Below are 24818 nucleotides of genomic sequence, written 5' to 3'. Positions count from 1 at the left end.
ATAATAATGTTTGAAATTTTAGTATTTTTTTATTAATATTATGGATTTTATAAACCACCTAAGCATAAAACTTAGGTGATATTTTCATTACTGACAACCCTGACATTCGATAGATCTATCGGCTACATTATTTACCTTTTCACTATCAGGGCTTTCGCTTCTTAGATAATAAGTTGATTTTAGCCCTAGCTCCCAAGCAAGAGTGTAAATTTCACTTAGATATCCACCACTAGCCTTATCTAAGCTTATAAATATATTTAGGCTTTGACCTTGGTCTATCCATTTTTGTCTAATAGCACCTGCCTTTATAATAACTCTTTGATCTAACTCATAAGCTGGTGTGTAGTATTGCCAAGTATCTGTGTTTAGATTTGGCACAACAGTTGGTATCATTCCGCTTAAATTGTGTTCAAACCACTTACGCTTATAAACTGGCTCTATTGTCTGTGTAGTTCCTACTAAGATACTTATACTTGAAGTTGGAGCGACAGCCATCAAGTAGCCATTTCTCATACCATCTTCTTTTACTTTTTTCCTAAGCTTATCCCAATCGCAAGTATCATCATCAAACAATCCGCCCCTATCAACAAGTGCTTTTGCTTTTTCACTTGCTGAGTCTATAGGAAATATACCCTTACTCCATTTTGAGCCCTCATAGCTAGGATAAACACCCTTTTCAACCGCTAAATTTGAACTAGCATAAATAGCATTATAGCTTATGTTTTCCATAACACTATCTATAAGACTAAGATGTTCGTAACTACCCCAGCTTACACCTTTTGTAGCTAGCATTTCAGCCTCTCCCATAACACCAAGTCCTATAGCTCTTGTATGTAAATTTGTCTGTTTTACTTTTTTATGTGGATAGAAATTTAGATCTATTACATTATCTAGCATTCTTACAGCTATAGGCACTACTCTTTGTATATCTTCTTTTGTATTTATCTTACTTAGATTTATACTTGCTAGGTTACAAACAGCTGTTTTACCCTCTATATTTTCTTTTTCTACTATAAAAATTTGTTTTTTATTTATACTATCAAGTGCCGATAGTTTTTTTGCTTTTTTGACTATACCTGTATCGATTTTTACTTCATCTTCTTCATTATAAAGCTCAATATCACCATTTTCAAAAGTGATCTTTATCTTATAATAATTTGGATCTGTGTTTTGAAAAATTTCAGTACATAGGTTTGAACTTCTTATGATACCATCGTGGCTATTTGGGTTTGCTCTATTTGCATTATCCTTAAATCCCAAAAATGGCATACCAGTCTCAAAATAATTGGTAAGAATTTTTTTCCACAACTCTTTTGCCATAACTGTATTTTTTTGTATGCTTTCATCATTTTCATACTCTATATAGCGTTTTTCAAACTCTTCGCCATAAAGATCACAAAGATCGCTAACTTGTGCCGGATCAAAAAGAGTCCATCTTTCGTTGTTTTTAAGACGCTTCATAAAAAGATCGTTTATCCACAAAGCTGGAAAAAGTTCGTGTGCTCTACGGCGCTCTTCTCCTGAGTTTTTGCGAAGATCTATAAAATCCCCAACATCCATATGCCAAGGTTCTATATACACAGCTATAGCACCTTTTCTTGTGCCAAGCTGATCAACAGCTACAGCTATATCATTTGTAACTTTCAAAAATGGAATGATACCACCCGCTGCATTTTTATGTCCATCTATACTACCACCCATAGCTCTAACTTTGCTCCAGTCCCAGCCTATACCACCACCAAATTTAGACAACAACGCCATCTCTTTATAGCTATCAAAAATTCCTTCTATATTATCAGGAGTGCTACCTATATAACAAGAGCTTAATTGATGTCTTTGTGTTCTCGCATTAGATAAAGTAGGAGTAGCAAGCATAACTTCAAATTTACTTATAAGATCGTAAAATTTCTTTGCCCAGCTCTGAGAGTCAAGTTCGTTTTGAGCCAAAAACATAGCTATAACCATAAACATATGCTGTGGCAACTCTATAGGTTCACCTTTTTGATCTTTTATAAGATATCTATCATAAAGTGTTTTTATACCAAGATATGTAAACTGCAAATCTCTTTTTGGTTGTATATAATCATTAAGATCATCAAGATCATATTTTTCTTTTAGACCTGGGATAATACGACCTATTTTTTCACCTTTTTCTAAATATTCTTTTAAATGATTATAGCCATTATATCCAGTTATCTTATGATACAAATCATACAAAAAAAGTCTAGCAGCAACAAAGGTCCAATTTGGACGATCTATATCTATCTTTTCAACTGCTGTTTTTATAAGAGTTTGCTGAATTTCTTCTGTAGTTATCATATCACGAAATTGAATTTTTGCATCAACTTCAAGCTCACTAAGACTTACATTCTCAAGACCTTCAATCGCTTCTGTTGTGTATTTTTTTATTTTTGATACATCAAGCTCTTCAGTTCTTCCGTTTCTTTTTATTACTTTCATTTCTCACCTAGTCCAAATTTGATAAACATACTCTTGCATAGTTAAAATTTTAAAGTTATAAAATCGCAAGAAGTATGTTTTATTTATAAAAAATTATTTAAAAACTCTATTAAAAATTCTATCTACATTTTTAGTATAGTATTCATACTCAAAACAACTTCTTATATCATCTTGAGTAAGAGATTTGTTTAAGTCTTCATCGTTTAATAAATTTTGTAAAAATAGGCTTTCACCATTTTCATTTATAGCTGGTCTATTTTGTTGTAAATCAGCCCATACCTTCATCGCATTTCTTTGAACTATCTTATAAGAATCTTCACGGCTAACACCACGCTTAGGAAGTTCAAGTAAAACTCTTTGAGAAAAGACCAAACCGCCAGTTAGGTTTAGATTTTTCATCATATTTTCAGGATAGACAACTAAATTCTTAATCAAATTTGTAAGTCTATGAAGCATAAAATCAGCTGTTATAAATGAATCAGGTAGCATAAATCTCTCAACAGAGCTATGGCTTATATCTCTTTCGTGCCAAAGTGCAACATTTTCCATAGCTGGTATAGCATAAGACCTAAGCACTCTACAAAGCCCTGTTATATTTTCACTAAGAACTGGGTTTCTTTTGTGTGGCATAGCAGAACTTCCCTTTTGGCCAGGACTAAAATACTCCTCAGCTTCATAAACTTCAGTTCTTTGATAGTGTCTTACAGCAACTGCTATCTTTTCACAGCTTGAAGCAAGGATTGCGATAGCATTCATAACCTGAGCATATCTATCTCTTTGGATTACTTGGTTTGAAGCTGGAGCTGGCGATAAATCAAGCTCATCACAAACTAATTCTTCTAGCTCAAGCGGAGCGTGCGCGAAATTTCCCATAGCACCACTTATCATACCAACACTAATAACCTTTTTAGAATGCTCCAAAAGCTCTAAGGCTCTTTTTATCTCATCAAACCAAATCGCCAAAACCAAACCAAATGTTATAGGTTCGCCGTGTATGCCGTGGCTTCTTCCTACCATTAAAGTTTTTTTATGTTCTAAAGCTCTTGTTTTAAGTGCAGAAAGTAGTTCATTTACATCTCTTATGATAAGCTCTAAGCTATCTTTTATCTGTAAAGCAACAGCCGTATCTATACAGTCACTACTTGTCATTCCAAAATGAACAAACCTGCTCTCACCCCCAAGACTCTCGCTAACACTTGTTAAAAATGCTATAACATCGTGCTTTGTTGTTTTTTCTATTTCATCTATTCTTGATATATCAAATTTAGCGTTTTTTACTATCTTTTCACAGTCATCATCACTAATGAATCCTAGTTTATTCCAAGACTTTACAGCCGCAAGTTCTACTTTAAGCCAAGCGTCATATTTAGCTTGCATACTCCACTTGTCAGCCATCTCTTTACGCGAATATCGTTCTACCATATTATAAGACCTTTATGAGTTTTTTTGTATAATTTTAATAGAAAAAATTATACAAAAATTGCCCTGAAATAGTGGTTATAATTGGTTTAATTTGAACTTAAATTTTTAGACTATAAACTTATAAAAGAAAGGTTAATTTGCCATACATAAATAAATTTCTAACCAAAGCAACCTCACAAAAAGCCTATGAGATAATGATAGCCAAAGGTTTTAGTATGAGAGAAGCTCAACGGCTTATAGACAAAGGTAGGCTTATATGCGATCAAAATGTCATAAAAGAAAAAAATGCTATATTAAACGGTGATGTTTATTTGATTGATTATGAGCCAAATCCAAAAGGTCTAAAACCGATATTTGAATGCGATGATTTTGTGGTATTTGATAAGCCTAGCGGAGTTTTAAGTCATCCAAATGGAAGAAATTGTGTTTATTCTTTAAATGATGAAATTTGGCATTTGTATGGTAAAAATGCTTGTGTTGCACATAGGCTTGATTTTGAAACAAGTGGGCTTATAGTGGTCGCATTAAATAAAAACTCACAGATAGAGTTAAAAAAGCTATTTGAACAACGAAAGGTAAAAAAGACATATCTTGCATTAGCAAAAGGTTTTATAAAAGATGATTTTAGTGTAAATGCAAAAATAGGACTTGCAAATAACTATGATGATGTAAAAATGCGAATGGAAATTTCAGACAATGGAAAAGATGCTTTGACTGGATTTAGGGTTATAAAATATTTTGATGATACAGATTCCACCCTACTAGAAGCTACACCGTTTACCGGAAGACAGCACCAGATAAGAGTGCATTTGTTTCACGTGCAACATAGCATATTAGGAGATCCGCTTTATGGACTTACAAAAGATAAAATCATAGAAATTTTAGATAAAAAAATGCCAGAACAAGAAAGACTGGAGCTAACCGGTGCAAGTAGATTGTTACTACATTCAAACTCATTGTCATTCACTTTTAATGAAAAAGAATACAACATAAAAAGTAATTTTAATGCTTATGATGAGTTTTATAAGCTAGCATATAATAAAGCTTATAAAAAATAGATTTATAGTTTTATCATTTTACTTTTTTAGCATATAAATAATATTTTTTAAAGTACTATAATCTGAATTATTAATTATGATTTTTTTGAAAAATACAGAAAGAATAAACAGATAAAAAACTTCTTTTATTGTTATTTTTTATTGGGTTTGGTAGCGAGCTGGATGATTTAGTAACAAAAAGTAGTGATGTAGATGGCAAAACATACCTTAAAATTGGATGTGAAAAATTAAAATATTGGCCGTGTTGCTATCAAATAGGTTTAATATATAAAATATCAAAAAAATGTTCCGCAAGACCTAAAAAAGTTAAATACTACTACAAAAAAGTTTGCAGATTTGGTTCGAAACTTGCTTACAATAGCTTAATGGGGCTTTAAAACCCCATTTGTTTTTTTAAATAAAGCCCATAAAAGCTAACTCAATATTGCTTTTTTCACGATTTAAAATTTGTTTCATAAAATTATAAGCTAAGACATTTTTTCTAACAATTTCTCTTTTCTGCTAAGTCATTTATATGCTACTTTTAAATCACCATTATGTGCAACTATAAACAAGCTAACAATAAACTTTTGGAGCATTTCTAATTTGGCGAATTTCATTTGTGTTTTATAAAAATGGCGAAATTATTCCAATAAAAGCTACCAAGACTAACAAGCTTGATATTAAAAAGTTAGTGTTAGTTATGATAAATTAGCTATTTTTATCATCATCAAAAAATGCAAATTTGACAAACATACCAATACCAACACAAACAACGATACAAATAAAAATTATCTGAAATATATCAAGTGTTGTCATTTGTTTTCATTTCTCTGTTTTAGTTGCCCACAGGCCGCGGATATATCAAGCCCCTTGCTTTGTCTTATGGTGCAAGTAACACCTTTTGCACTCAAATAATCTTGAAATTTTATCATATCTTCTACATCCGGTCGTTGATAGACACTTCCTTCGTGTGGATTAAAATATATCAAATTTACCTTTGCCCTTATACCATCAAGCAACTTAACCAAAGTCTTTGCATCTTTTATGCTATCATTTACATTTTTTATAACAAGATATTCAAACAAAACTTTCTTTCTCATATCAACAGGAAATTCTCTCACAGCTTGCATAACGGTTTGGATATTATACGCTTTATTTACAGGCATAAGTTTTGTTCTAAGCTCATCTGTAACAGCATGAAGTGATATAGCAAGTAAAACACCTAGATTTAAATCACCAAGTTTTTTTATCTGATTTGAAAGACCGCTTGTTGATATAGTCTGTCGCCTTGGTGCGATAGCTAGTCCATCATTTTCTTGCAAAATTTTAACAGCCTTAGATACATTTTCAAGATTATCAAGTGGTTCACCCATACCCATATAGACTATATTTACCCTTCTTTCATAAGGTATATTGTTTTGTTTTTTTATCCAAAGTATCTGCCCTACTATCTCTCCTGGAGTTAGATTTCTTTTAAGTCCACCCTTTGCAGTTAGACAAAAAGAGCAACCCATACGACAGCCAACCTGAGAGCTTACACAGATAGTATATCTAGCGTGTTTTGAAATTTTACCATTTTCATCAACCTGCTCTTCTTTCATAGGCAAAAGTACACTCTCTATCCTAGACCCATCCAAGGCTTCAAAAAGATATTTGATACTCTTATCGCTACTTTGTTCTGCTTTTATACATTTAAGAGGATTGAAATGATAAATTTTTGACAGCTCCTCTCTCATCTGTTTAGGCAAACTAGACATATCATCAAAGGTATCAACTGTCTTTTTGTATATCCATTCAAAAATTTGTTTTGCTCTAAACTTTGGGCTCACTATCTCTTCAAGTTCATTTAGAGTATAATCAAGTAAATTATTCAAATCAATCCTTTTTCTATTAAATATTTTTCTAAAATTTCTTTTGCTTTTTTATGGTTTTTTATAAAATCACTATGTGCATTATCATTACAAAAATTTGTAGCAACAAATATACCCTTTGCAGGTATATCAAACTTCTTAGCCACAGCTAAAACAGAGTAAAACTCCATATTTTCTATATCGCATCCCATATCAGACATTTTATAGGCTAAAGCTTGATTTGTCGTTATAAATGTTGATGAGTTTGTCAATGTTTCACAAGAAACATCATTAATAATCTTTTGTTCAAACGGTGTATAAGAGTTGTTTTCAAGAGATGATATTTCTATGTTTGTTCCGTTTTTACTTTCAAAGATATCAAAAATTTTACCATTTTTGTAAATACCACAAGAGCCTACAAACAAAAGCTCGTTTGGTTTTTCTTTGATACAAATCTCACTTAGACTTATACTCGCATCAACAAGCCCTACTCCGATAGCCTTTGCAAATGCAAAACTCTCACTTTTACCGGCACAAATTATCAAATTCTAACTCCTATTATTATCTTTATTTTAAATACCATTAATGCAAAAACTACTAACATTATTTGATTTCTAAAACATTAAAAATCAAATTCTAAAATACCAAATTTCATAGATAATCATTTTATACTTATATTATCATAATGAGAATTTAAAAGTCTTGAAATATTATAGGTATCTAAATATTAAAAGCTTTCCTTACAAACTTAATAAATCAAAACATAGAAATTTAATAAAAGCTAACAAACAAATTTTTATAGTTGTTAGTTAGCTGATAACATAACAAATCACTAACCACTACAAACTACTAACAAAAATAAAACTACTAAATTTCATAAATTTATAAAGTAGTTTTTGCTTTATATTTTAGTTCAGAGATTGTTGTATTTTTTGATGGATAATTTTGTTTTTATAGTAAGGTTTAAATAACAACCACCAACATAAATTAGTGGTTGTTATAGTTTATCTAGACATTAAAACTTATAAGAAAGTCCTATTGTTCCATTGTAGTGTTGTTGTTTTGATTTAGCTTTTATGCCAAAGTTTACGTTTGTAGATAGATTGTCAGTTAGTTTCATCTCTGCACCTGTTTTAAGTGTAAAGAATGTGTTTTTATCTTTTTTAGATGCATATTTGATATTTTCTGTTGAGTTTACAAATGCTAGTTCTGTATCTTTCATACTTTTACTTAACTCTCTTTGGATACCTGGAGTTATGTATAAGAAGTTACCGTTTGCTATGTATTTTCTAAACTCTACTGCTGCTTTAGCTGATAGTGTTTTTACAGTAGTTCCTTTAAAGCTTACAGGAACTTTACCAGTTTCTTTAAAGCCTTTAGTATTTATATGGCTATACTCTAAACCAATCATTGGTTTCATAAAAGAGTTATTGTTTGTATCAAATATATAACCATAATCAATACTTGTATTAAAGAACTTGCTATTGTATTTAGCATTAGCATCAAAGTCTGAATCTATAGTTACTTTTCTATCTAGTTTGTTTTTACCTTTACCATAAGATACTTTAGCATCTATTTCGTTTTGTTCTATATACATTCTAGTATAAGCACCAAAGTGGTAGTTGTCTGATTTGGTTGTTAATGCATCACTTGAAGATCTAGCATTAGTATATCCAGCATATCCACCAATTATCATATTATCAAATGCTTTATCATAACCTAGCATAAATCCATAAGTACTTGTATTTGCTTGAGATTTTAATTTAGCTTTACCACCCATGATATTTCCCCATAGGTTGCTGTCATAGTTAAATCTATTTGTATACTCTTTTACTACACTTGAAAGAGTATCTCCGTTATCTGCAAATTTATTATCACTTAGATTTTTTATAGCATAAGCTAAAGCTAGATCATCGTTTAATGGATTACTTAGTTTAGCAAGTCTTGAGTTTATAGCTGAACCAACATTTGATAGTAGTGTATCTACTGCTTGATTGTTTTTAAACTCTTGTGCTACTTCTTCTAATGAGTTATTTATATTTTTAGCTAAGATAGCTATGTCTTCAGCTTCAGTTTTTAATAATAGATTATTAACTTCTTCATTATTAGTAACAGATAATAAAGACAATACTGTTTGAGCTTCATTGTTATTAAATTTCAAATCTTTATCTTTACTTATAGATTTTGCTCTTTGTTTTTTGGCTTCTTCTATTTTTGATTCTAGTTCTTCTAATGCTTTTTTTCTTACTTCTGGATCTTTTGCTTTATTGGCTAGCTCTTGGGCTTCTTGTAATGCTTTTTTAATTTTGTCTAGTTTTGGTTGTAGCTCTTTTATTTTTTGTTCAGCATCTTTTTTGGCTTGTTCTAGTGCCTTTTTGGCTTTTTCTAGTTCTTGTTCTGCTTGCTCTACTTTTTTTTGCTGGTCTGTGATTATTTTTTCTTTTTGATTTGCTAAATTTTGTTGTCTTTCAAATTCTTGTTCCTGCCTTTGGAATTCTGCTTGTTTATTTTCAAATTCTGTTTGTTTTTGTTTAAAAGAATCTCTAGCTTCAATTACTGCTTCTAAATCTTTTTTGATTTCTTCTGCTTGTTCCTTTCCTGTATCTAACAATAGTTTTCTTAAACCTTTATCATAACTTTTACCAATAATATCATTTAACCATTGTGTTAATTCTTGATTTTGTTGTGTTTTAAGTGCTTTAAGTTTACTAAACTGTTCTTCTTTAACCAAACCTATTTTAGATAGTTTTTCTAATATTTCTAATTTTTCATTATTTTTTTCACCGGTTGAATCTTCTGCTAATTTTATTAAATTAGGATCACTATATTTATCATAATCTGTAAAAACTTTAATAGCTTCTTCAAGATCTTCTTTAGAACCTTTAAAGTTGTTGCTGTCTAATTTTTGTTGTAAAATACCGCCTAACTCATGTGTTTCTTTAATTCTTTGATTTAATTCTTTGATTTTTTCATTTTTAAATGCTTTTGTTTCAGCTTCTGTTTTTTGTTGTTCTGCTTTGGCTTTTTCTGCTTCTGCTTGTTGTTTTGCTTTTTCAGCTGCTGTTTTAGCTTCTTGGACTTTGTTTTTTTGTTGTTCGGCATTATTAGCTTCATTTATTACTTTTTCTGCTTCTTGTTTTGTTTGTTTAACTTGTTCTTCTAATTTTTCTACTTCTATTTGTGGTTTTAAGGCTTTGTTTTTTTCTTGTTCAATTTTTTCTTTTTCTTTTTTAAGCTTATCAATAAATCCATCTTTACTAGCATCTTCTAATAACTTGATTTGATCTTGTATATCGTGTATTAAATTTAAAGATGAACCATCACCATAAACATTTATCGTCATAATTGCACCTATAATAGTTGCACTAGCAATCATCGAAATCTTCAACTTTTTCTCCTTAAATAAAATTTAGCTAGGTATTTTACCCCCCCCCATATTAAATTATTATTAAAAATTAATATTATTAATTATATAAACTAATAAAAAATTAAAATAAATATAAAAATTTGATTTATTTCATTATAAGTATCATTTAGATACAATATCGGCTATGATAAAAGCTAAGAAACATTTTGGACAGAATTTTTTACAAGATGCAGGTGTTTTATCAAAGATCATCCAATCGATTCCCAAAGATAACAAAGATATAAAACATATAGTTGAAATTGGGCCTGGCTTAGGTGATTTGACCTTTTGGCTTTTAAAGAGTGATTTTAAAGTAACAAGCTATGAGATAGATAGTGAGCTTATACCTATCTTGCTTGATAGATTTAAAGATAAAGCCGAAAATGGACAATTTAGACTGATAAACAAAGATGCAAATTTGCATTGGTGTGAACATAAGAGTTTAAGCGATGTGCCATATATATTAGTGGCAAACCTGCCCTACTATGTCGCAACCAAGATGATATTAAATGCATTAGAAGATCAAAACTGTATAAGTATAGTAGCTATGACACAAAAAGAGGTAGCTATGAAATTTGCTAGTAATGGAGGAGATAGAGAGTTTAGCTCTCTTGGAGTACTTGCAAATTTAACAGGATCTTGTAAGCTACTTTTTGATGTAGCTCCTGAGTGCTTTGATCCTATACCAAAAGTTGTTTCATCAGTTCTAAGGATAGATAAAAAGCAAGAGCTTTTAGGAGATAATGGTCTTTTTAGTGATATAAATGAGTATCATAAATTTAAAGACTTTTTGAAAGCTTGTTTTATAGCCCCTAGAAAGACTTTGTTTAAAAATTTAAGTTCAAAAGTAGAAAAAGAAAAACTTCGCATAGTTTTTGATGAACTTGATATAAACCAAAATCTTCGTCCACACGAGTCAAATGTCGCCTTGTATTTAAAAATTTATGAAAAAATAAAGGCAAGAAATGAGCGAAAACAATGAAGCTAAAGTTATAACTAACGATAGTAAGGACAACAAAAAAAAGAGATTTAACCATAAAAAACCTAAACCAAAAGTAGATGAAAATGGTGTAAATCAAAACAAACAAGAGAAAAAACCAACAAACAACAAAGCAAAAAATTCTAACCCTAACACAAACAAACAAGAAAACAGCACAAACACTAACGGTGAAAAAGCACCTAAGAAAAAAAGAATACGCAAGAATTTACCAGCCAAACTAAATGGTAATGAACCTTGGCAACAAGATATAGCGCAGGCTATGCAAGCAAACAGGGCTGCACATGAGCTTATACTTGAACCACTAAAATACCTACACTCTAACGAACATAAAATACGCATAACCCCACTTGGTGGGCTTGGTGAGATCGGCGGAAATATGACTGTGTTTGAGACTGAAAACTCAGCTATCATAGTAGATATAGGTATGAGCTTTCCAAATGAGGGTATGCACGGGGTTGATATACTTATACCTGATTTTGACTATATAAGAAAGATAAAGGATAAAATCGCCGGTATAATCATCACTCACGCACACGAGGATCATATAGGGGCGGTGCCGTATTTTTTCAAAGAGTTTAAGTTTCCTATATATGCTACTCCACTTCCACTTGGTATGATAAATAATAAATTTGAAGAGCATGGGTTAAAAAGCGAAAGGTCATTTTTTCGTTCAGTGGAAAAAAGAAAACCATATCAAATAGGCGAGTTTGAAATAGAGTGGATACATATGACACACTCTATCATAGATGCCTCATCCCTTGCTATAACAACAAAAGCTGGAACGATAATACATACTGGGGATTTTAAGATAGATCATACTCCGATAGATGGATATCCTGCTGATCTTGGTCGCTTAGCGTATTATGGTGAACGTGGTGTTTTGTGTCTTATGAGTGATAGCACAAATAGCTATAAAGAGGGCTTTACAAAGTCTGAAAGTAGTGTTGGTAAGACTTTTGATGCGATATTTTCAAAGGCAAAAGGTAGGGTTATAATGAGTACATTTAGCTCAAATATCCACCGTGTTTATCAAGCTATATCTTGGGGACTTAAATACAACAGAAAAGTTTGTGTGATAGGTAGAAGTATGGAGAGAAACCTATTTACAGCAATGGAACTTGGTTATATAAAGCTTGATAAAAAGATATTTATAGATGCAAATGAGGTCGCTAAGTATAAAGATAGCGATGTGCTTATAGTTACTACTGGATCTCAAGGTGAAACTATGAGTGCTTTATATAGAATGGCAACTGATGAGCATAAATATATAAAGATAAAACCAACTGATCAAATAATCATAAGCTCAAAAGCGATACCAGGTAATGAGTCTAGTGTATCAAAGGTATTGAACTTTTTGATAAAGAGCGGAGCAAATGTAGCTTATCAGGATTTTAGTGAAATTCACGTAAGCGGACATGCAGCTCAAGAGGAACAAAAGCTAATGTTAAGGCTTGTAAAACCTAAATTTTTCCTACCTGTTCACGGCGAATACAATCACATAGCAAAACACAAAGAAACAGCGATAGCATGTGGTGTAAATGAGAAAAATATATATCTTATGAGTGATGGCGATCAGATGGAAGTATCATACAAACATCTAAAAAGAGTAAGAACGGTAAAAACCGGAAAGATGTTTATAGATAATCAGATAAATAAACAAATAGCTGATGATGTCGTGATAGATAGACAAAACTTGGCTGAGTCTGGTGTAGTTATGATAATAGCTCAAATTTCAAGTCATAATCAAAAGCTTATAGGAAAACCTAGGGTCATAAGCTATGGTTTGGTTGCAAATAAGCAAGATGCTGAGTTTAGTAAAGAGATGCAAGAGATATTGGTTCAATTTTTAAGCAATGTAAAAGAGGAACTTTTAAAAGATAATAGAATGCTTGAAAGTCAAATAAGACAAGTGATAAGAAAGCATATATTTAGAAAAGTGAAAAAATATCCAACTATCGTTCCAATAATTTATATAATGTAAGGAAAAAAATTGGGTGATTATATAAAAATAGCAAGACAAGTACTAACACTAGAAGCTAACGAAATTTTAAGAAATGTCGAGCTTATAGATGAAAATATGCAAAAAGCAGTCGAACTTATACATCGCACTAAGGGTAAAGTTGTAGTAACTGGTGTAGGCAAAAGCGGACATATAGGTGCAAAGATAGCAGCCACACTTGCAAGCACAGGAACACCTAGCTTTTTCTTACATCCTACGGAGGCTATGCACGGCGATCTTGGAATGATAAGCAAAGATGATGTAGTGTTAGCTATAAGTTTTAGTGGAGAGAGTGAGGAACTAACAAAGATACTTCCTCACATCAAACGATTTGGTGTTAGTATCATATCTATGACAAAAAGCAAAGATAGTTCGCTTGGTTATTATAGCGATGTGGTGCTAAAACTAGACATACAAAAAGAGGCTTGCCCACTAAATGCAGCACCTACAAGCTCTACGACACTAACACTTGTGTTAGGAGATGCGTTAGCTGTTTGTTTGATGAATAAGAGAAATTTCAAACAAGAGGATTTTGCAAATTTTCATCCTGGTGGAAGCTTAGGAAAGAGACTTTTTATAAAAGTAAAAGACATAATGAAAACTGAAAATCTTCCGATAGTAAATGAAGATGAAAGCTTAAAAACTACGATAGATGTGATGACTCACTCAAAACTTGGAAATGTTTTGATAGTTAATAAAAATAATACATTAGTTGCTGTTTTGAGTGATGGTGATTTAAGAAGAGCTTTGATGGATGAGAATTTTGATATAAATGCAAAGGCTATAAACTATGCTACAAAAAATCCAAAAGTGTTAGATAACGAGGATATGTTAGCAATAGATGCGTTAGCTTTGATAGAGAAATTTAAAATTCAACTTCTTATAATTTTAAAAGACAATGAGATAAGAGGTGTGCTTCATATCCACGATTTAACAAGCTTAGGACTAAAATAATGCAAGAAAAAATGAGACTAAATAAATTTATATCACATAACACAAACTATTCAAGAAGAGAGGCTGACGAACTAATCAAACAAGGTAAGGTTAGTATAAATAACAAAGTAGTTAGTAAAATGGCTGTTAGTGTTAGCAGTGATGATAAAGTAAAGATAAATGGTAGATTCGTAAAAGAAAAGAAAGATTTTACTGTTATTGTTTATAACAAACAAAAGGGTGAGTTAGTAACAAAAAAAGATGATCGTGGAAGAAAAACTATATATGATAACTTACCTCGTGGATTTTCAAAATTTGTTAGTATAGGTAGGCTTGACTTTGCAAGTGAAGGGCTTTTGCTTTTAACAGATGCACCAGCTATCGCGACTGCACTTATGAATAGCGATATAGAAAGAGAGTATTATTTAAAGATAAAGGGAGATATAACAGAAGAGGTTAAAAATGCTATGAGAGAGGGCTTTTTTGCACAAAATGCAACAAAAGGTGCTCACGAAAAAAGCAAGATAACATCTATGGATTTTAAACCTTTTGTAGCCTTTGATATATTTGGTTCTAGTGGTGGTTATACCAAACTTCGTGTTATGATAAATGAGGGTAAAAATAGAGAGCTTAGAAGATTTTTTGGATATTTTGATTTGGAAGTTGTTGATCTTAAAAGAGTTAGTTTTGGAAGGGTTGAGCTTGGAATGCTTAAAGATGGCAAGTGGAGATACTTTGAAAATAGTGAATACGAGGATTTGAGAGACTTTTTAAAACAAAATGGAGTTAGGTATTGATAAAAAAATTATCAATATAATATATTGGTGTTAAAAATAGATTATTTTATGGCATTATTTTAATTAAATTAGCTGAGTCTAATTTATGAATAATTTCATATAGTTTCTACTTTTACATCGTTAATTAGTATATATTTTTACTTTGTAAGTTCCATACTTAAGTTTTAAAATCATTATAAGAAAAACAAAATCCACGTATTTATTTATAGTAAGAAGTTATATACGAAATTGTATTTGGCTTAGTTTTTTAATCATTTATTCTATTTTATATAAATTATTACCATTATTTTCTAGAATATCTTTTTTTATTATATTATATGCTAAATACAAATCAATTTTTTTAATTTCTATACCATCAAATAAAGATACTTTCATAACATTATTTTCAATAAATATAGATTCTAGTGGTTCAATAAAAGTTAAAACTTTATTTTCAATATCTCTAACATGCATATCATATTTAACAAGTTCTTTATTCCCTTTATCATCAATATAATAAGAAGTAAATGTTTTATTATATCTATAACTCACCTTATACATCTCTTCTACATAATGCACAAATGTAAAAGAATTTTGAAGAGGTAATCCGATTATAATCATTTTTGCATTATGTTTATACATAAAGTCAAAAGGCGAATTAGCATCAAAAGCACCTTTATTTCTTAAAGAAATAAGCTCATTTTGGTATTTACCTGCAACAGCAAAAGAATATATTGGATGTCTAGTTCTTTTAAAATCATCTCTTTTAAGAGCAATATTACCCAATGAACCGGTTTCTGATTTTGTATTTAAAATATCATATGTTTCTCCAGAACAAAACCGCCAATTAAATGTTTGTAATGCAAGAGTTCCACTATTTCCTATTTTATCAAGTATTGAGTCAATTAATAAATTTAAGCTTCAACACATTAAAAGTATTTTAAAATTGTAGTCAAATTTTTAGATTACGAGGTATAAATATGAGTGACTTTTCTTTCTATTTTGAGAAAGGCGATTTTGTGTTAGAAGTTTCAAAAAAGAATTTTAAAAAATCATACGGTAATCTTGTTTTTAAAAATAAGATGAATTCTATTTTGTTTCCAGTTAATTTTACAGCTAGGGATTATGATATATTCTTTACGATTTGCTGGTTTGCAAAGCAAAAAGGATATGCAGAAAATAAAGGCTTTATAGAAATGCCTTACTCTGAAATTTCTAGATTTTTTGACAAAGGGATAAATAAAACTAGGTTTAACGATGAAGTTAAAAGTTTTGCAAATAAAGTTCTTGGCAAGGATGGTGCAGCAATATATAGAACCCTTGAAATTACAGATGACGATGAAATTTTAAGTTTGGGTGTATTTTTTACTGACATTAAAACCTTTAGAAATCAACAAATTTTACGCTTTAAAATGAATCCTATTGCCTTAGATATTCTCTTTGGTGTTCTTCAATTTATGAAAATTAATTTATATGATTTTGTAGCCATAAAAGGCAAATTTGCAAAAACTCTTTATCGGTTATTACTCCAATATGAAAATATAAAACCTGATAAAGATGGTTTTAAATGTGTAAAATTTAGCCGATCTGATTTTGAGAACCTTATGGCTGTGCCAGATTATTACGAGTCCAGCAATATTGATACTAGAGTAATTTTGCCATCCATAAAGGAATTAAATAAAAACTACTTCAAGAAACTTATGTTTGAAAAACAATTTTTAGCAAACGACAATAAAAAAATAGTCGGCTATTCTTTTAAATTTCTTTTTAAAGATGCTTCATAAAAACGGCTAATATGCCGTTTTTAAGCTTTCTATCCCTTTATTCTCATTGCAATGTATTCATCTAGTTCTAGCTCGTAATTCATCGCTTCTGCTTTAAATTGCATCAACTCTTCAAACGTAAAAATATCTTTTAATTTATAAGTAGCTAAAATTTTGATTTCTGAATAAGTTAAAATTTTTAACCCGATATTTTGTGCTTTCTTGATTATTTTCTCTTTATTTTCATTACTTATCCTTAACCCCCTATTTTTTAATACTGCATCCGTTTTGTTTGGTTCTATTGTCTGTGGCGATTCCGTTAAGCCCATTTTAAATTTTACAAAATCATCCATTTTCATATCATACCACTTGGCTTGTTGATAAATAAATGGCAAAATTTCTTCTTTTATGTGTGGAATATCGTTAATTAATGATTGCTCTATAAATTTTGAAATAGATAATATTGGATATTTTTGTTTAATTTTTTCTCCAAGTTCTGTTGAAAATTTAACATTTATAAAAGAAGTATTTATTTCTTTTCTCTCTCTTTGAGTCTCTGCACCATCTATAAACGCATCTAAATTTTCAATTGAGTTTGTGGTTTTTTTAAAATTCATTTTTATCTCCGTAATCTATTTATTTGTATTAAAAAGTTCAAGACATAAGTTTTTAATTTCGCTTTCCGCCTTGTTACCGTCTTTTATTTCAACCACACCAAGCCCTAGTTGAGTTGCTACTTTGTAGCGTTCTCGCTCATATATGATTGTTTCGGCTAATTTTATATAATCTTGCTCTATCTCTTCTATAAAACTTTTTAAACTCTCGATTTTTTTATATAAAAAAGGATTTGTTGAAGCCCTGTTGATTACTATATATGCTATGAGTTTTTCGTTTTGTTCTTTTGCCATTTTTATAACATTAACCATTTTATCTAGCACGCTAACATCAAACTGGCTTGGGATTGTTGGAATTATAATCATATCACTTAATGCAATAGCTATTCTCATCTCTCTACTATCTCTTCCGCCAGTATCAATTATAATGTCTTTGTTACCGCTATAGCTTTGCAAGAATTCTTTTAAATTTTCGCCATATTTATATGTAAAATCAAAAACCTTTGGTTTGTTTTCTTCGTTTCTTATGTTTAAAAATGTAGCTATCGATTTTTGTGGATCAGTATCCATTAATAGCGGTAGTTCGTTTTTAGATAAACTTTGATTAATGGCAATATTTGTTGCTAAGGTACTTTTTCCACTTCCTCCTTTTTCATTGCAAATCGATACAATCATTATACTTCCTTAATACATTAAAATTATATGAATTATATCACTATTTTCTTAAAGTGTGTTAAAATATGATTATATTGTGTTAAATATATAGTAAAATATTAGTTATATTAAAGTTATAAAGTGTTAAATAATTAGTTATTATAAAGTTATTTATAAGTTATAAAGTGTTATTTAAAATATAATCTCTTTTTTTATTATGTATTATTTATTTTACAAAAAAGAGACTATTTTGAATATGCTATAACAATTCATTACTCTTTCTTTTTTTGTTATTTGTTTTTTATTCTACTTTATCGGAACATTTTGTAAAAAGTTGTAATTCGTAAAATGCTATTAAATAGCGATTTTATCGGTTTTTTAGCTATATTTTGTAAGCTTATACAAGCCTTAAAGTGTAAAAAACACCTGTTTTAATGAAGGATATGCCACTTATTTCTTTTTATTTCTGGTGTATGTTTTACTTTTGTGAGTTAAAAGTTGGTTATTTTTGCGATATTAAAAATCTAATTTTTAATATTGTATACAGCATTACATTAAAAACTATATAGCAAATAATAGCTAATGTTATAAATATTGGACTTGCATTAATAATTGTTTCTATTCCACTTGGTATTTTTAAAAAATAAAGTATTATGTTTAATCCGATTCCTATTAAATGTATTGCTATAAAAACCCATATAAACTGTTTTATCGGGCTATCAAATAATTTTACTTTCTTTTTTTGTTTCATTTTCTATTCTCGTTAAAATTGGTTTTGTAATTTTGTTCTAGGCAATAAGCCGATTTTTCTTTGCACTATTATTCTTGTAAACATCTCTTGTCCATTAAGCACGGCTGATTTTGTGTTGCTTTGTGCAAAATCTTGCTTTACAAGTTCTGGGTATTTTTCTTTGATTTGAAAATCACAGCCCAATATATTAAATTGAGTTGGATTATGCCTTAAAAAAAATGTTAGCGGAACACCGATTATACCGTAGTAATCAATTGGTATATCTTTATAGCTGGTTACTTCTATGGCTTTGTAATTATCGTATTCAGGGTATTTATGCTCGTTGCTTTTATATCTTTTTGTTAGTTTTATTGGTTCTAAGTGTTTGATACTCTTTAGGTTTGTAAACCAACTTATGTTTGAAAAACGCTTTTTTGTGCCGTCTGGGCGTGTAAAAATGCAGACTTGATTATTCCCTAGCCAAATTTTGCCTTTTTCATATAATTCAAATATCATTTTATAAGTGATTGAGTATGTACCACCGACTATTAAAAATTTCTTTTTCTCACTCTCTACTATCTCTATTAAATCTCTAAAAAGTGAAAATGGCGGATTTGTTACGATTATATCTCCCTGTGCGATTATTTCTCTTATTTCATCGCTTCTAAAATCGCCACGTCCGTGCAATTGGGTTTCTTTTTTTTCTTTTGTTGTAATTTCTATTTTTGTTCCCTTTGCATTTTGGTCATTGATATTAAAAGTCGTAGTTATAAGCTTTTGTAACTCTAGTTCTTTAAAATTTAATTTAAAATAGTGATAAAAATTGCTTTTCTTTCCATCATTACAAGGACACACTACAATCTTGCCTTTAAAATGTGATTTGTAATCATCTAGCTCTTTTTTGATTTCATGATAGCTCGTATAAAACTCATCATCTACTTCATATTTTGCTTTCATAAAGTAAACATTTTTCTTTTTCTCTTTATTAGCCATCCATCCTTGACTGGTCGGCTCTGTCGGTTTTATTTGGTTCATACTCTTATCTTACTTCTTCTTTATGTGCTTATCTATAAAATTTGAGCATATTTTTACATCTTTTTCTATGCCATTTGGTAACTCTACTTTGTTGTCTGTTGCTAGTTTCTTTGCAAAAGCTAGTTGTTTCTCACTTGGTGGTCGCACGTCTTTATCTTTGTTTTTCTCAATAAAATTTGAGCATATTTTCCAGTCTCCTTCAATTCCTTTTGGAAGTTCTAAATTTATGTTTTTAGCTATACTCTTTGCCCATTCTAGTTGTTTCTCGCTTGGTGGTTTTGTTTCGCCTGAGTTTAATTTTACAAATCCCATTTTTTCATGCAAAGGCTTGATAAAGTCTAAATAGCCCACTTTACCATCGCTTATCTCATCTAGTACGCTCTCCATTTGCTTCGTAAATTCGCTCTGACTTACCCATTCATCGTTTGCTTTAATATTTTCGATAAAATTTATCCCCTTGCTTGTTGCTACGATAATTTGATTCTTCCCTTTTTTCTCTGTAATCACATACTCTCTTTTAAGTAGCGTAGGCAAGAACGTAGCATAAGTACTTGGTCTTCCAATACCTTCTTTTTCTAAAAGGGAGATAAAATTACTCTCTTTATAATGTTTCGGTGCTTGTTTTTTAACTTCGGCTAGTTCATATCCTGTTATTTGCACTTCGTCGCCTTGCTTTAAATTTAGAGTAATTTCTAGTCCTTCTTCATCAGTATCTTCATCATCTTGTGTTCCTTCTTTTAAAGCCCCTTTAAATCCATTATAAATGCATTTGCTGGTTTTTGTTTTAAAGCTTAACGTTGTTATACTTATATCATATGTAGTGTTTTCATTGATTGCATTTTTGGCTTGACTTTGAATTGAATTTAAAAAAATTAGTTCGTATAACGCCTTTTCATCGTCACTTAAGTTTTCTTTTACTCCGATTTCGTCTATTTTGGTATATTCGTGTACGTGTGATATTCTTATTGCTTCGTGAGCTTGTGCTTGACTCTGAGCTCCTGCTTTATATTCCTTTTTTTCATACCATTCCTGTTCTTTAAATTTAGCTTCTACTTCGTTTATAAACTCATCTGATATTGTATTGCTATCCGTTCTGTGGTATGTAATTAAGCCTTTCTCAAATAACTTTTGGGCTAGGCTCATAGTTTTATCCGAGCTAAATCCTAATCTTTTACTAGCCATTTCTTGGAGTTGGCTTGTTCTAAATGGTGCAGGTGGTTTAATCTCGCTTTGTTTTGTATCTACTTGATACACTTTTGCCATTGCATTAGCAAATTCGGCTATTTTTGCATTTGCATCTTCTTTTGAAGTAAATATATTGTCGTTTATTGCATCAAATTCTATGCCATCTCTCGTTTGTAGTTTTGCTTTGATTTTATAGCTTATTTGCTTTGAAGCAGGGTTTTCGTTAAACTCTTTGATTTCAAGCTCTCGCTTAACAATTAATGCAAGTGCTGGAGTTTGGACTCTACCGACACTTATATTTTTATCATTTAATTTATTTATATATGTTGGACTCATTATAAAGCCCACTAGTTTATCGCCAACAGCTCTTGCTTTGAAACTATCAAATTCTTTTAAATTTGAGTTAGTAAATGGCACAGCACGATCAAGTCCTTTTTTGATTCCACTTTCTGTTATCTCGTGAAATTCTGCCCTTTTTATGCTTTTTGCTATGTTTTTTATAACTTCATAGACCATATAGCCAATACCATAACCTTCACGATCTGGATCTGTCGCAATTATTACATCTTTGCCTTTACATTCATTAAAAATTTGATTTATTTGATATTTTTTTTCTTTTTTTATTTCAAATATTGGAGTATAATCTTGATAATTCTCCACGATCTCTTTGCTTAATTCTTTAAAGTGTCCTTTTGTAGCATAAACTTTTGCTCCAGTAATTTTTTCTATTTTTTCACATTTATTTGGACTTTCAATTATAATTATTGTATTGTTCATTTAGCTTTCCTTTATATGTTTGGTCTAAAATCTATCATCATTGTTAATTTATCTTTTATTTGTAAAATTCTATTTTGTGGTCTATGTTTTTCTTTTATGAAACCTATGTCTTCTTTTAAAAATTCATACTCAACTTCTATTTCTTTTGTCCTTTTGGTGTATTTTTTTATAATGCAATCTAATGCTTTATCTATGTTTAAAAAATTAATAAAATTTTTCTGTTTTATTAAACAAGTTTTGAGAATAGAATACTCATCTTCACAACATTCTTGCCAATCTTCGCCATACTTTTTTGCTACTTTTAAAATTTTATAAGCTTTATTTTTATCTCTAATTTGAATATTACAATCAATAAAACCCCTAAAATAAGCAATATCACTAAAATCTATCATAATACTACAATAATAAAATTTATCCATTTTTTTCCTTTTTTATATTACGGTATTGCATATCCACCCCTAAATGCCTTGTAGGTGTTATATGTTCCAGTCCCTAGTATTTTTGCCCCTTTTCCTATATCTTTTCCCATGTTGATACTCGCATCGATTCCTGTTTTAGCAATATGTCCAACCGCATTTCCGCCAGTCGCTCTACCAAAGCTTTGCAAAGCTCCGCCTATAAAACTTCCACCACTAGCTTTTCTAGCTAATCCGCCAAGTAGTGTTTTTCCAGCTATTCCACCAGCTACGGCTCCTGCTACTACTCCACCGCTTCCACTTTCCATTTGAGTTCCTAAAACAGCATTTATCCAGCTTGGAATTCTTTTAAGTATAAAAATTGCCGTAATACAAGTAATTGCCCCTGTTATTAAATACTCAAATTGTTTTAAAAATATTTCCGCTATGTTATTTTGAAATTTTTCAAGTTGCAGTATCGGATTCATAGCTAAATTTAAAGCTATAAATGCCAAAGGGGCGATAATTGCATATGATAAGTACAATTTATACCAGCTCCACAAATATGGTCTAAACCTTGAAAATATTAAAAATGGAATAATTAGCGGTAGTGTACTTAAAATCAAAAATGCTGTAAATTTACTAAAAAATATAACTATTACGATTCCTATCAAAAGTATAAAAAATCCTGTATAAAATATCCAAAATGGGATCATTAAAAATGCGGTTACTACCCCAGCCATTAAATAGTCAGCTGGACCATTAACTTCAAAAAACCCAAAATTCCAAGATTCTGATTTTAAGTATTGTGTTGTTCCATAATCCCACATCGATGCTCTTAGATTATCTACTTTATTTGCTGATTCTGTTACGATAGTTCCAAAGTCTTGATTTTGAAAAATTGAGCTAACAACTGCCGTTATTACACTTTCTGGAATTGTTAAAAAATTTAAAAATCCCGTGTAAGCATCAAATGAACTTAACATTGCATAAATAAAACAAAGTGATATTATATATTTCATTGCCCCAAATGATTCATCTCTTGTTGGATAACCGTTTTTAAGCTTATCTAGTAGCCAATAAACGACTATTAGAATTATGATTGTTGTTACTCCTGATGAATAAACTATGTCGTGAGCTCCTTGATAAAATTTTTCAAATAGGCTCATTACGTTTTCTTGCATTATGTTTTGTGTTTTATTTATCCAATTACTATCGGTAAGTAGCTCTTTTGCGACTTGTTGTTCTGCCATTTTACATCCTTGTTATATCTTTTTTATACGTTTTTATCGACACCAAAGTCTTGCCGTTATTTAATGGCTCTGCAGTTTTTATTTTTTTAATCTCTATTTTTTTGCCGTCTTTTATTATTGTTTTAGTTGTAATTTCTTCTTTAAAATATGGACTTTGCATCTGCACTATATATTCTTCAGCCTTTTCTTTTACACTAGCATCGTTCATATGTGTAGGCTGTTTTTTGTGGGTAGTCTTATCATTAAGACCTAAAAAATTTAAAAATTCAATTAACATTTTTTCCCTTTTAAATTTGGGGCTTTCGCCCCATTAACCCTAAGTTTCATTTTGACTGCTTATCTACCTTGATCCAAACTATTATCTTTCTCTTTAGTTTTTTTCTTAATTGATTTTTTGCCTTTGGTTTTATCTTCTTCTTTGCTCATATCAAGCCTTTTAGCTGGGTTAAAATAATCTACGCCTTTGATTTGAGCTAATGTTAGATTATTTAGTTGCTTTTCCAAATTTCCGCCAATGCCTAGAGTTTTGCCATAATCGACCTTTACTTCGTATGCTTGGCTTTTGGCTGTTTCTCTGTAATTGTGAACAGCGGTTAAATCTCTATCTTTTACCTTGCTCTCATCTAGTCCTTCAAATTGACTTACATGATAAAGAGTTTTTGTTTCTAGTTTTGGTTCAATTGGGATTTTTTCTTTAACTATGTAAGTGAGCGGTTTTTTGGTATTCTCGTCTATCTTAATATTGCCATCCTTGTCTTTAACCACAGCCGTGACTTCTTTGCCATCCTTGTCAATCTTAGGTCTCATCTCATAGTTTGCAATATAAAGCATTTTTACACCGTCGACTCTTGCATCTTTACCATTCTTAGTTTTTAAAATTTCGCCTGTTTGCTCATCGTGTTTTAGTTTTAGTACTCCTCCCATAGCATTTCCTTGCTCCATAGTTACAAACTGAGCTTTGTTATAACCTTTTATCGCCATTTCTGCTCTTAGCAGCATACTAGTCTCTCTTGAGTATGTTCTGCCAGTTGATGCATTATATGGAATTGTATTGTCTACTTCTTCCTTGCTCATATCTTTTTGCCAATCAGCTTTTGCTGTCTTGTGTGCTTCAAAAAGTTTAAATTTTGCATATTTATCAAAACTTTCTTTTTTCTCTGCATTACTCATCTGTTCCCAAGTTTTTCGCTCTTGCTCTTTTGCCATTTTTAATCCTTTATCTCTGTTGTTTACTCATAGCTTTTGGGCTATGAGTTTGTGTTTGGCTCGTCTTCGTCTGCAATATCTAAGCTTTGGTTGGTCTTATTTAGATATTCCCACTCCTTGCTCTCTTCGTTACTGATTTTAAATTCGCCATCTTCGCTATGTTCAAACTGATCAGCAAGGTGTTTTTCATACTCTTTGTATGCTTTTTCTTGCTCCAGTCTCTCTTCATAAGTCATTTTTACTCCTTAGGGTTGGATTTTAGAGCTTTTTAGACTCTAATCTGAATTTTAATTTGGTATTAAAATTTAGATTAAAACCTT

Annotated in this window: 22 protein-coding genes; 7 read left to right on the top strand and 15 right to left on the bottom strand. The window is 30.6% G+C overall.

All coding sequences use genetic code 11. The annotated features are described in order from the left end of the window. Positions 1–87: 87 nt before the first annotated feature. Together CPIN17260_RS00265 and purB are read right to left on the bottom strand one after the other, a co-directional pair. A complete protein-coding gene (locus CPIN17260_RS00265) occupies positions 88–2460 on the bottom strand; it encodes a ribonucleoside-diphosphate reductase subunit alpha (protein ID WP_069633306.1) in 2373 nt (790 codons plus the stop codon). Positions 2461–2553: 93 nt separating this feature from the next. Then, positions 2554–3882 (bottom strand): adenylosuccinate lyase, encoded by a 1329-nt coding sequence (gene purB / locus CPIN17260_RS00260; protein WP_078387289.1) that lies wholly within the window; start codon positions 3880–3882, stop codon positions 2554–2556. A gap of 137 nt (positions 3883–4019) precedes the next feature. Between purB and CPIN17260_RS00255 the strand changes: the two genes are divergently transcribed. Continuing rightward, entirely contained in the window at positions 4020–4940 is a 921-nt protein-coding gene (locus tag CPIN17260_RS00255) for an RluA family pseudouridine synthase (RefSeq protein ID WP_078440379.1), read from the top strand. Between the two features lie 128 nt (positions 4941–5068). Next, a complete protein-coding gene (locus CPIN17260_RS00250; RefSeq protein WP_078440378.1) occupies positions 5069–5317 on the top strand; it encodes a hypothetical protein in 249 nt (82 codons plus the stop codon). A gap of 417 nt (positions 5318–5734) precedes the next feature. On the opposite strand, the gene rlmN is transcribed toward CPIN17260_RS00250, so the two are convergent. From rlmN to CPIN17260_RS00235, 3 genes are all read right to left on the bottom strand, one after another. After that, entirely contained in the window at positions 5735–6796 is a 1062-nt protein-coding gene (gene rlmN, locus CPIN17260_RS00245) for a dual-specificity RNA methyltransferase RlmN (protein WP_069633310.1), read from the bottom strand. Further along, the gene (locus CPIN17260_RS00240) at positions 6793–7317 is read right to left on the bottom strand and encodes a nucleoside phosphorylase-I family protein (protein WP_078440377.1); all 525 of its coding nucleotides are present in this window, start codon (positions 7315–7317) and stop codon (positions 6793–6795) included. Before CPIN17260_RS00240 ends, rlmN begins: the two co-directional genes overlap by 4 nt. Positions 7318–7787: 470 nt before the next feature. Continuing rightward, positions 7788–10160: an autotransporter domain-containing protein gene (locus tag CPIN17260_RS00235; RefSeq protein ID WP_078440376.1), complete on the bottom strand. Its 2373-nt coding sequence runs from the start codon at positions 10158–10160 to the stop codon at positions 7788–7790. 163 nt (positions 10161–10323) lie between these two features. Here CPIN17260_RS00235 and rsmA point away from each other — a divergent pair, with 163 nt between their 5' ends. Genes rsmA through CPIN17260_RS00215 form a run of 4 tightly spaced genes read left to right on the top strand, consistent with a single transcriptional unit; the run spans position 10324 to position 14907 of the window. Beyond that, positions 10324–11160 (top strand): 16S rRNA (adenine(1518)-N(6)/adenine(1519)-N(6))-dimethyltransferase RsmA, encoded by an 837-nt coding sequence (rsmA, locus tag CPIN17260_RS00230; RefSeq protein ID WP_078440375.1) that lies wholly within the window; start codon positions 10324–10326, stop codon positions 11158–11160. After that, positions 11144–13159: an RNase J family beta-CASP ribonuclease gene (locus CPIN17260_RS00225; RefSeq protein WP_078440374.1), complete on the top strand. Its 2016-nt coding sequence runs from the start codon at positions 11144–11146 to the stop codon at positions 13157–13159. Before rsmA ends, CPIN17260_RS00225 begins: the two co-directional genes overlap by 17 nt. A 9-nt stretch (positions 13160–13168) precedes the next feature. Continuing rightward, positions 13169–14131 (top strand): KpsF/GutQ family sugar-phosphate isomerase, encoded by a 963-nt coding sequence (locus CPIN17260_RS00220; protein WP_078440373.1) that lies wholly within the window; start codon positions 13169–13171, stop codon positions 14129–14131. An 11-nt stretch (positions 14132–14142) separates the two neighbouring features. Then, complete coding sequence (locus CPIN17260_RS00215) at positions 14143–14907, top strand: pseudouridine synthase (protein WP_078440920.1); 765 nt, start codon at positions 14143–14145, stop codon at positions 14905–14907. 255 nt (positions 14908–15162) lie between these two features. Here CPIN17260_RS00215 and CPIN17260_RS00210 read toward each other — a convergent pair whose 3' ends face one another. After that, the gene (locus tag CPIN17260_RS00210; RefSeq protein WP_226997022.1) at positions 15163–15783 is read right to left on the bottom strand and encodes an AAC(3) family N-acetyltransferase; all 621 of its coding nucleotides are present in this window, start codon (positions 15781–15783) and stop codon (positions 15163–15165) included. 122 nt (positions 15784–15905) lie between these two features. Here CPIN17260_RS00210 and CPIN17260_RS00205 point away from each other — a divergent pair, with 122 nt between their 5' ends. Continuing rightward, positions 15906–16670, top strand: coding sequence for a replication initiation protein (locus CPIN17260_RS00205; RefSeq protein WP_226996947.1), 765 nt, complete (start codon positions 15906–15908; stop codon positions 16668–16670). Positions 16671–16699: 29 nt separating this feature from the next. Here the strand turns inward: CPIN17260_RS00205 and CPIN17260_RS00200 are convergent, their stop codons facing one another. The 9 genes from CPIN17260_RS00200 to CPIN17260_RS00155 form a co-directional block, all read right to left on the bottom strand. Further along, positions 16700–17266 (bottom strand): hypothetical protein, encoded by a 567-nt coding sequence (locus CPIN17260_RS00200; protein WP_078415342.1) that lies wholly within the window; start codon positions 17264–17266, stop codon positions 16700–16702. Between the two features lie 15 nt (positions 17267–17281). After that, positions 17282–17938: an AAA family ATPase gene (locus CPIN17260_RS00195; protein ID WP_078415343.1), complete on the bottom strand. Its 657-nt coding sequence runs from the start codon at positions 17936–17938 to the stop codon at positions 17282–17284. 742 nt (positions 17939–18680) lie between these two features. Then, positions 18681–19682, bottom strand: coding sequence for an adenine-specific methyltransferase EcoRI family protein (locus tag CPIN17260_RS00185; protein WP_078415184.1), 1002 nt, complete (start codon positions 19680–19682; stop codon positions 18681–18683). A gap of 9 nt (positions 19683–19691) precedes the next feature. After that, on the bottom strand, positions 19692–21644 hold the full coding sequence (locus CPIN17260_RS00180; protein WP_078415185.1) for a type IA DNA topoisomerase: 1953 nt from the start codon (positions 21642–21644) through the stop codon (positions 19692–19694). An 11-nt stretch (positions 21645–21655) separates the two neighbouring features. After that, entirely contained in the window at positions 21656–22063 is a 408-nt protein-coding gene (locus CPIN17260_RS00175; protein ID WP_078415186.1) for a hypothetical protein, read from the bottom strand. Positions 22064–22080: 17 nt separating this feature from the next. Then, complete coding sequence (locus CPIN17260_RS00170) at positions 22081–23292, bottom strand: type IV secretion system protein (protein WP_078415187.1); 1212 nt, start codon at positions 23290–23292, stop codon at positions 22081–22083. A gap of 1 nt (position 23293) precedes the next feature. Continuing rightward, positions 23294–23569: a hypothetical protein gene (locus CPIN17260_RS00165; RefSeq protein WP_078415188.1), complete on the bottom strand. Its 276-nt coding sequence runs from the start codon at positions 23567–23569 to the stop codon at positions 23294–23296. Positions 23570–23628: 59 nt separating this feature from the next. Continuing rightward, positions 23629–24498, bottom strand: coding sequence for an ArdC-like ssDNA-binding domain-containing protein (locus tag CPIN17260_RS00160; protein ID WP_078415189.1), 870 nt, complete (start codon positions 24496–24498; stop codon positions 23629–23631). 41 nt (positions 24499–24539) lie between these two features. Then, positions 24540–24734, bottom strand: a complete 195-nt coding sequence (locus tag CPIN17260_RS00155; RefSeq protein WP_078415190.1) for a hypothetical protein — start codon at positions 24732–24734, stop codon at positions 24540–24542. Positions 24735–24818: the final 84 nt, after the last annotated feature.

This window comes from Campylobacter pinnipediorum subsp. pinnipediorum, assembly GCF_002021925.1.
Classification (GTDB): Bacteria; Campylobacterota; Campylobacteria; order Campylobacterales; family Campylobacteraceae; genus Campylobacter_A; species Campylobacter_A pinnipediorum.
This window is presented reverse-complemented; position numbering and strand designations above follow the sequence as displayed.

Bases quoted from the DNA above. Each gene is read 5' to 3' on its own strand.
- CPIN17260_RS00265 (WP_069633306.1), bottom strand. From the start codon at position 2,460: ATGAAAGTAATAAAAAGAAACGGAAGAACTGAAGAGCTTGATGTATCA.
- purB (WP_078387289.1), bottom strand. From the start codon at position 3,882: ATGGTAGAACGATATTCGCGTAAAGAGATGGCTGACAAGTGGAGTATG.
- rsmA (WP_078440375.1), top strand. From the start codon at position 10,324: ATGATAAAAGCTAAGAAACATTTTGGACAGAATTTTTTACAAGATGCA.
- CPIN17260_RS00225 (WP_078440374.1), top strand. From the start codon at position 11,144: ATGAGCGAAAACAATGAAGCTAAAGTTATAACTAACGATAGTAAGGAC.
- CPIN17260_RS00215 (WP_078440920.1), top strand. From the start codon at position 14,143: ATGAGACTAAATAAATTTATATCACATAACACAAACTATTCAAGAAGA.
- CPIN17260_RS00200 (WP_078415342.1), bottom strand. From the start codon at position 17,266: ATGAATTTTAAAAAAACCACAAACTCAATTGAAAATTTAGATGCGTTT.
- CPIN17260_RS00195 (WP_078415343.1), bottom strand. From the start codon at position 17,938: ATGATTGTATCGATTTGCAATGAAAAAGGAGGAAGTGGAAAAAGTACC.
- CPIN17260_RS00185 (WP_078415184.1), bottom strand. From the start codon at position 19,682: ATGAACCAAATAAAACCGACAGAGCCGACCAGTCAAGGATGGATGGCT.
- CPIN17260_RS00180 (WP_078415185.1), bottom strand. From the start codon at position 21,644: ATGAACAATACAATAATTATAATTGAAAGTCCAAATAAATGTGAAAAA.
- CPIN17260_RS00175 (WP_078415186.1), bottom strand. From the start codon at position 22,063: ATGGATAAATTTTATTATTGTAGTATTATGATAGATTTTAGTGATATT.
- CPIN17260_RS00170 (WP_078415187.1), bottom strand. From the start codon at position 23,292: ATGGCAGAACAACAAGTCGCAAAAGAGCTACTTACCGATAGTAATTGG.
- CPIN17260_RS00165 (WP_078415188.1), bottom strand. From the start codon at position 23,569: ATGTTAATTGAATTTTTAAATTTTTTAGGTCTTAATGATAAGACTACC.
- CPIN17260_RS00160 (WP_078415189.1), bottom strand. From the start codon at position 24,498: ATGGCAAAAGAGCAAGAGCGAAAAACTTGGGAACAGATGAGTAATGCA.
- CPIN17260_RS00155 (WP_078415190.1), bottom strand. From the start codon at position 24,734: ATGACTTATGAAGAGAGACTGGAGCAAGAAAAAGCATACAAAGAGTAT.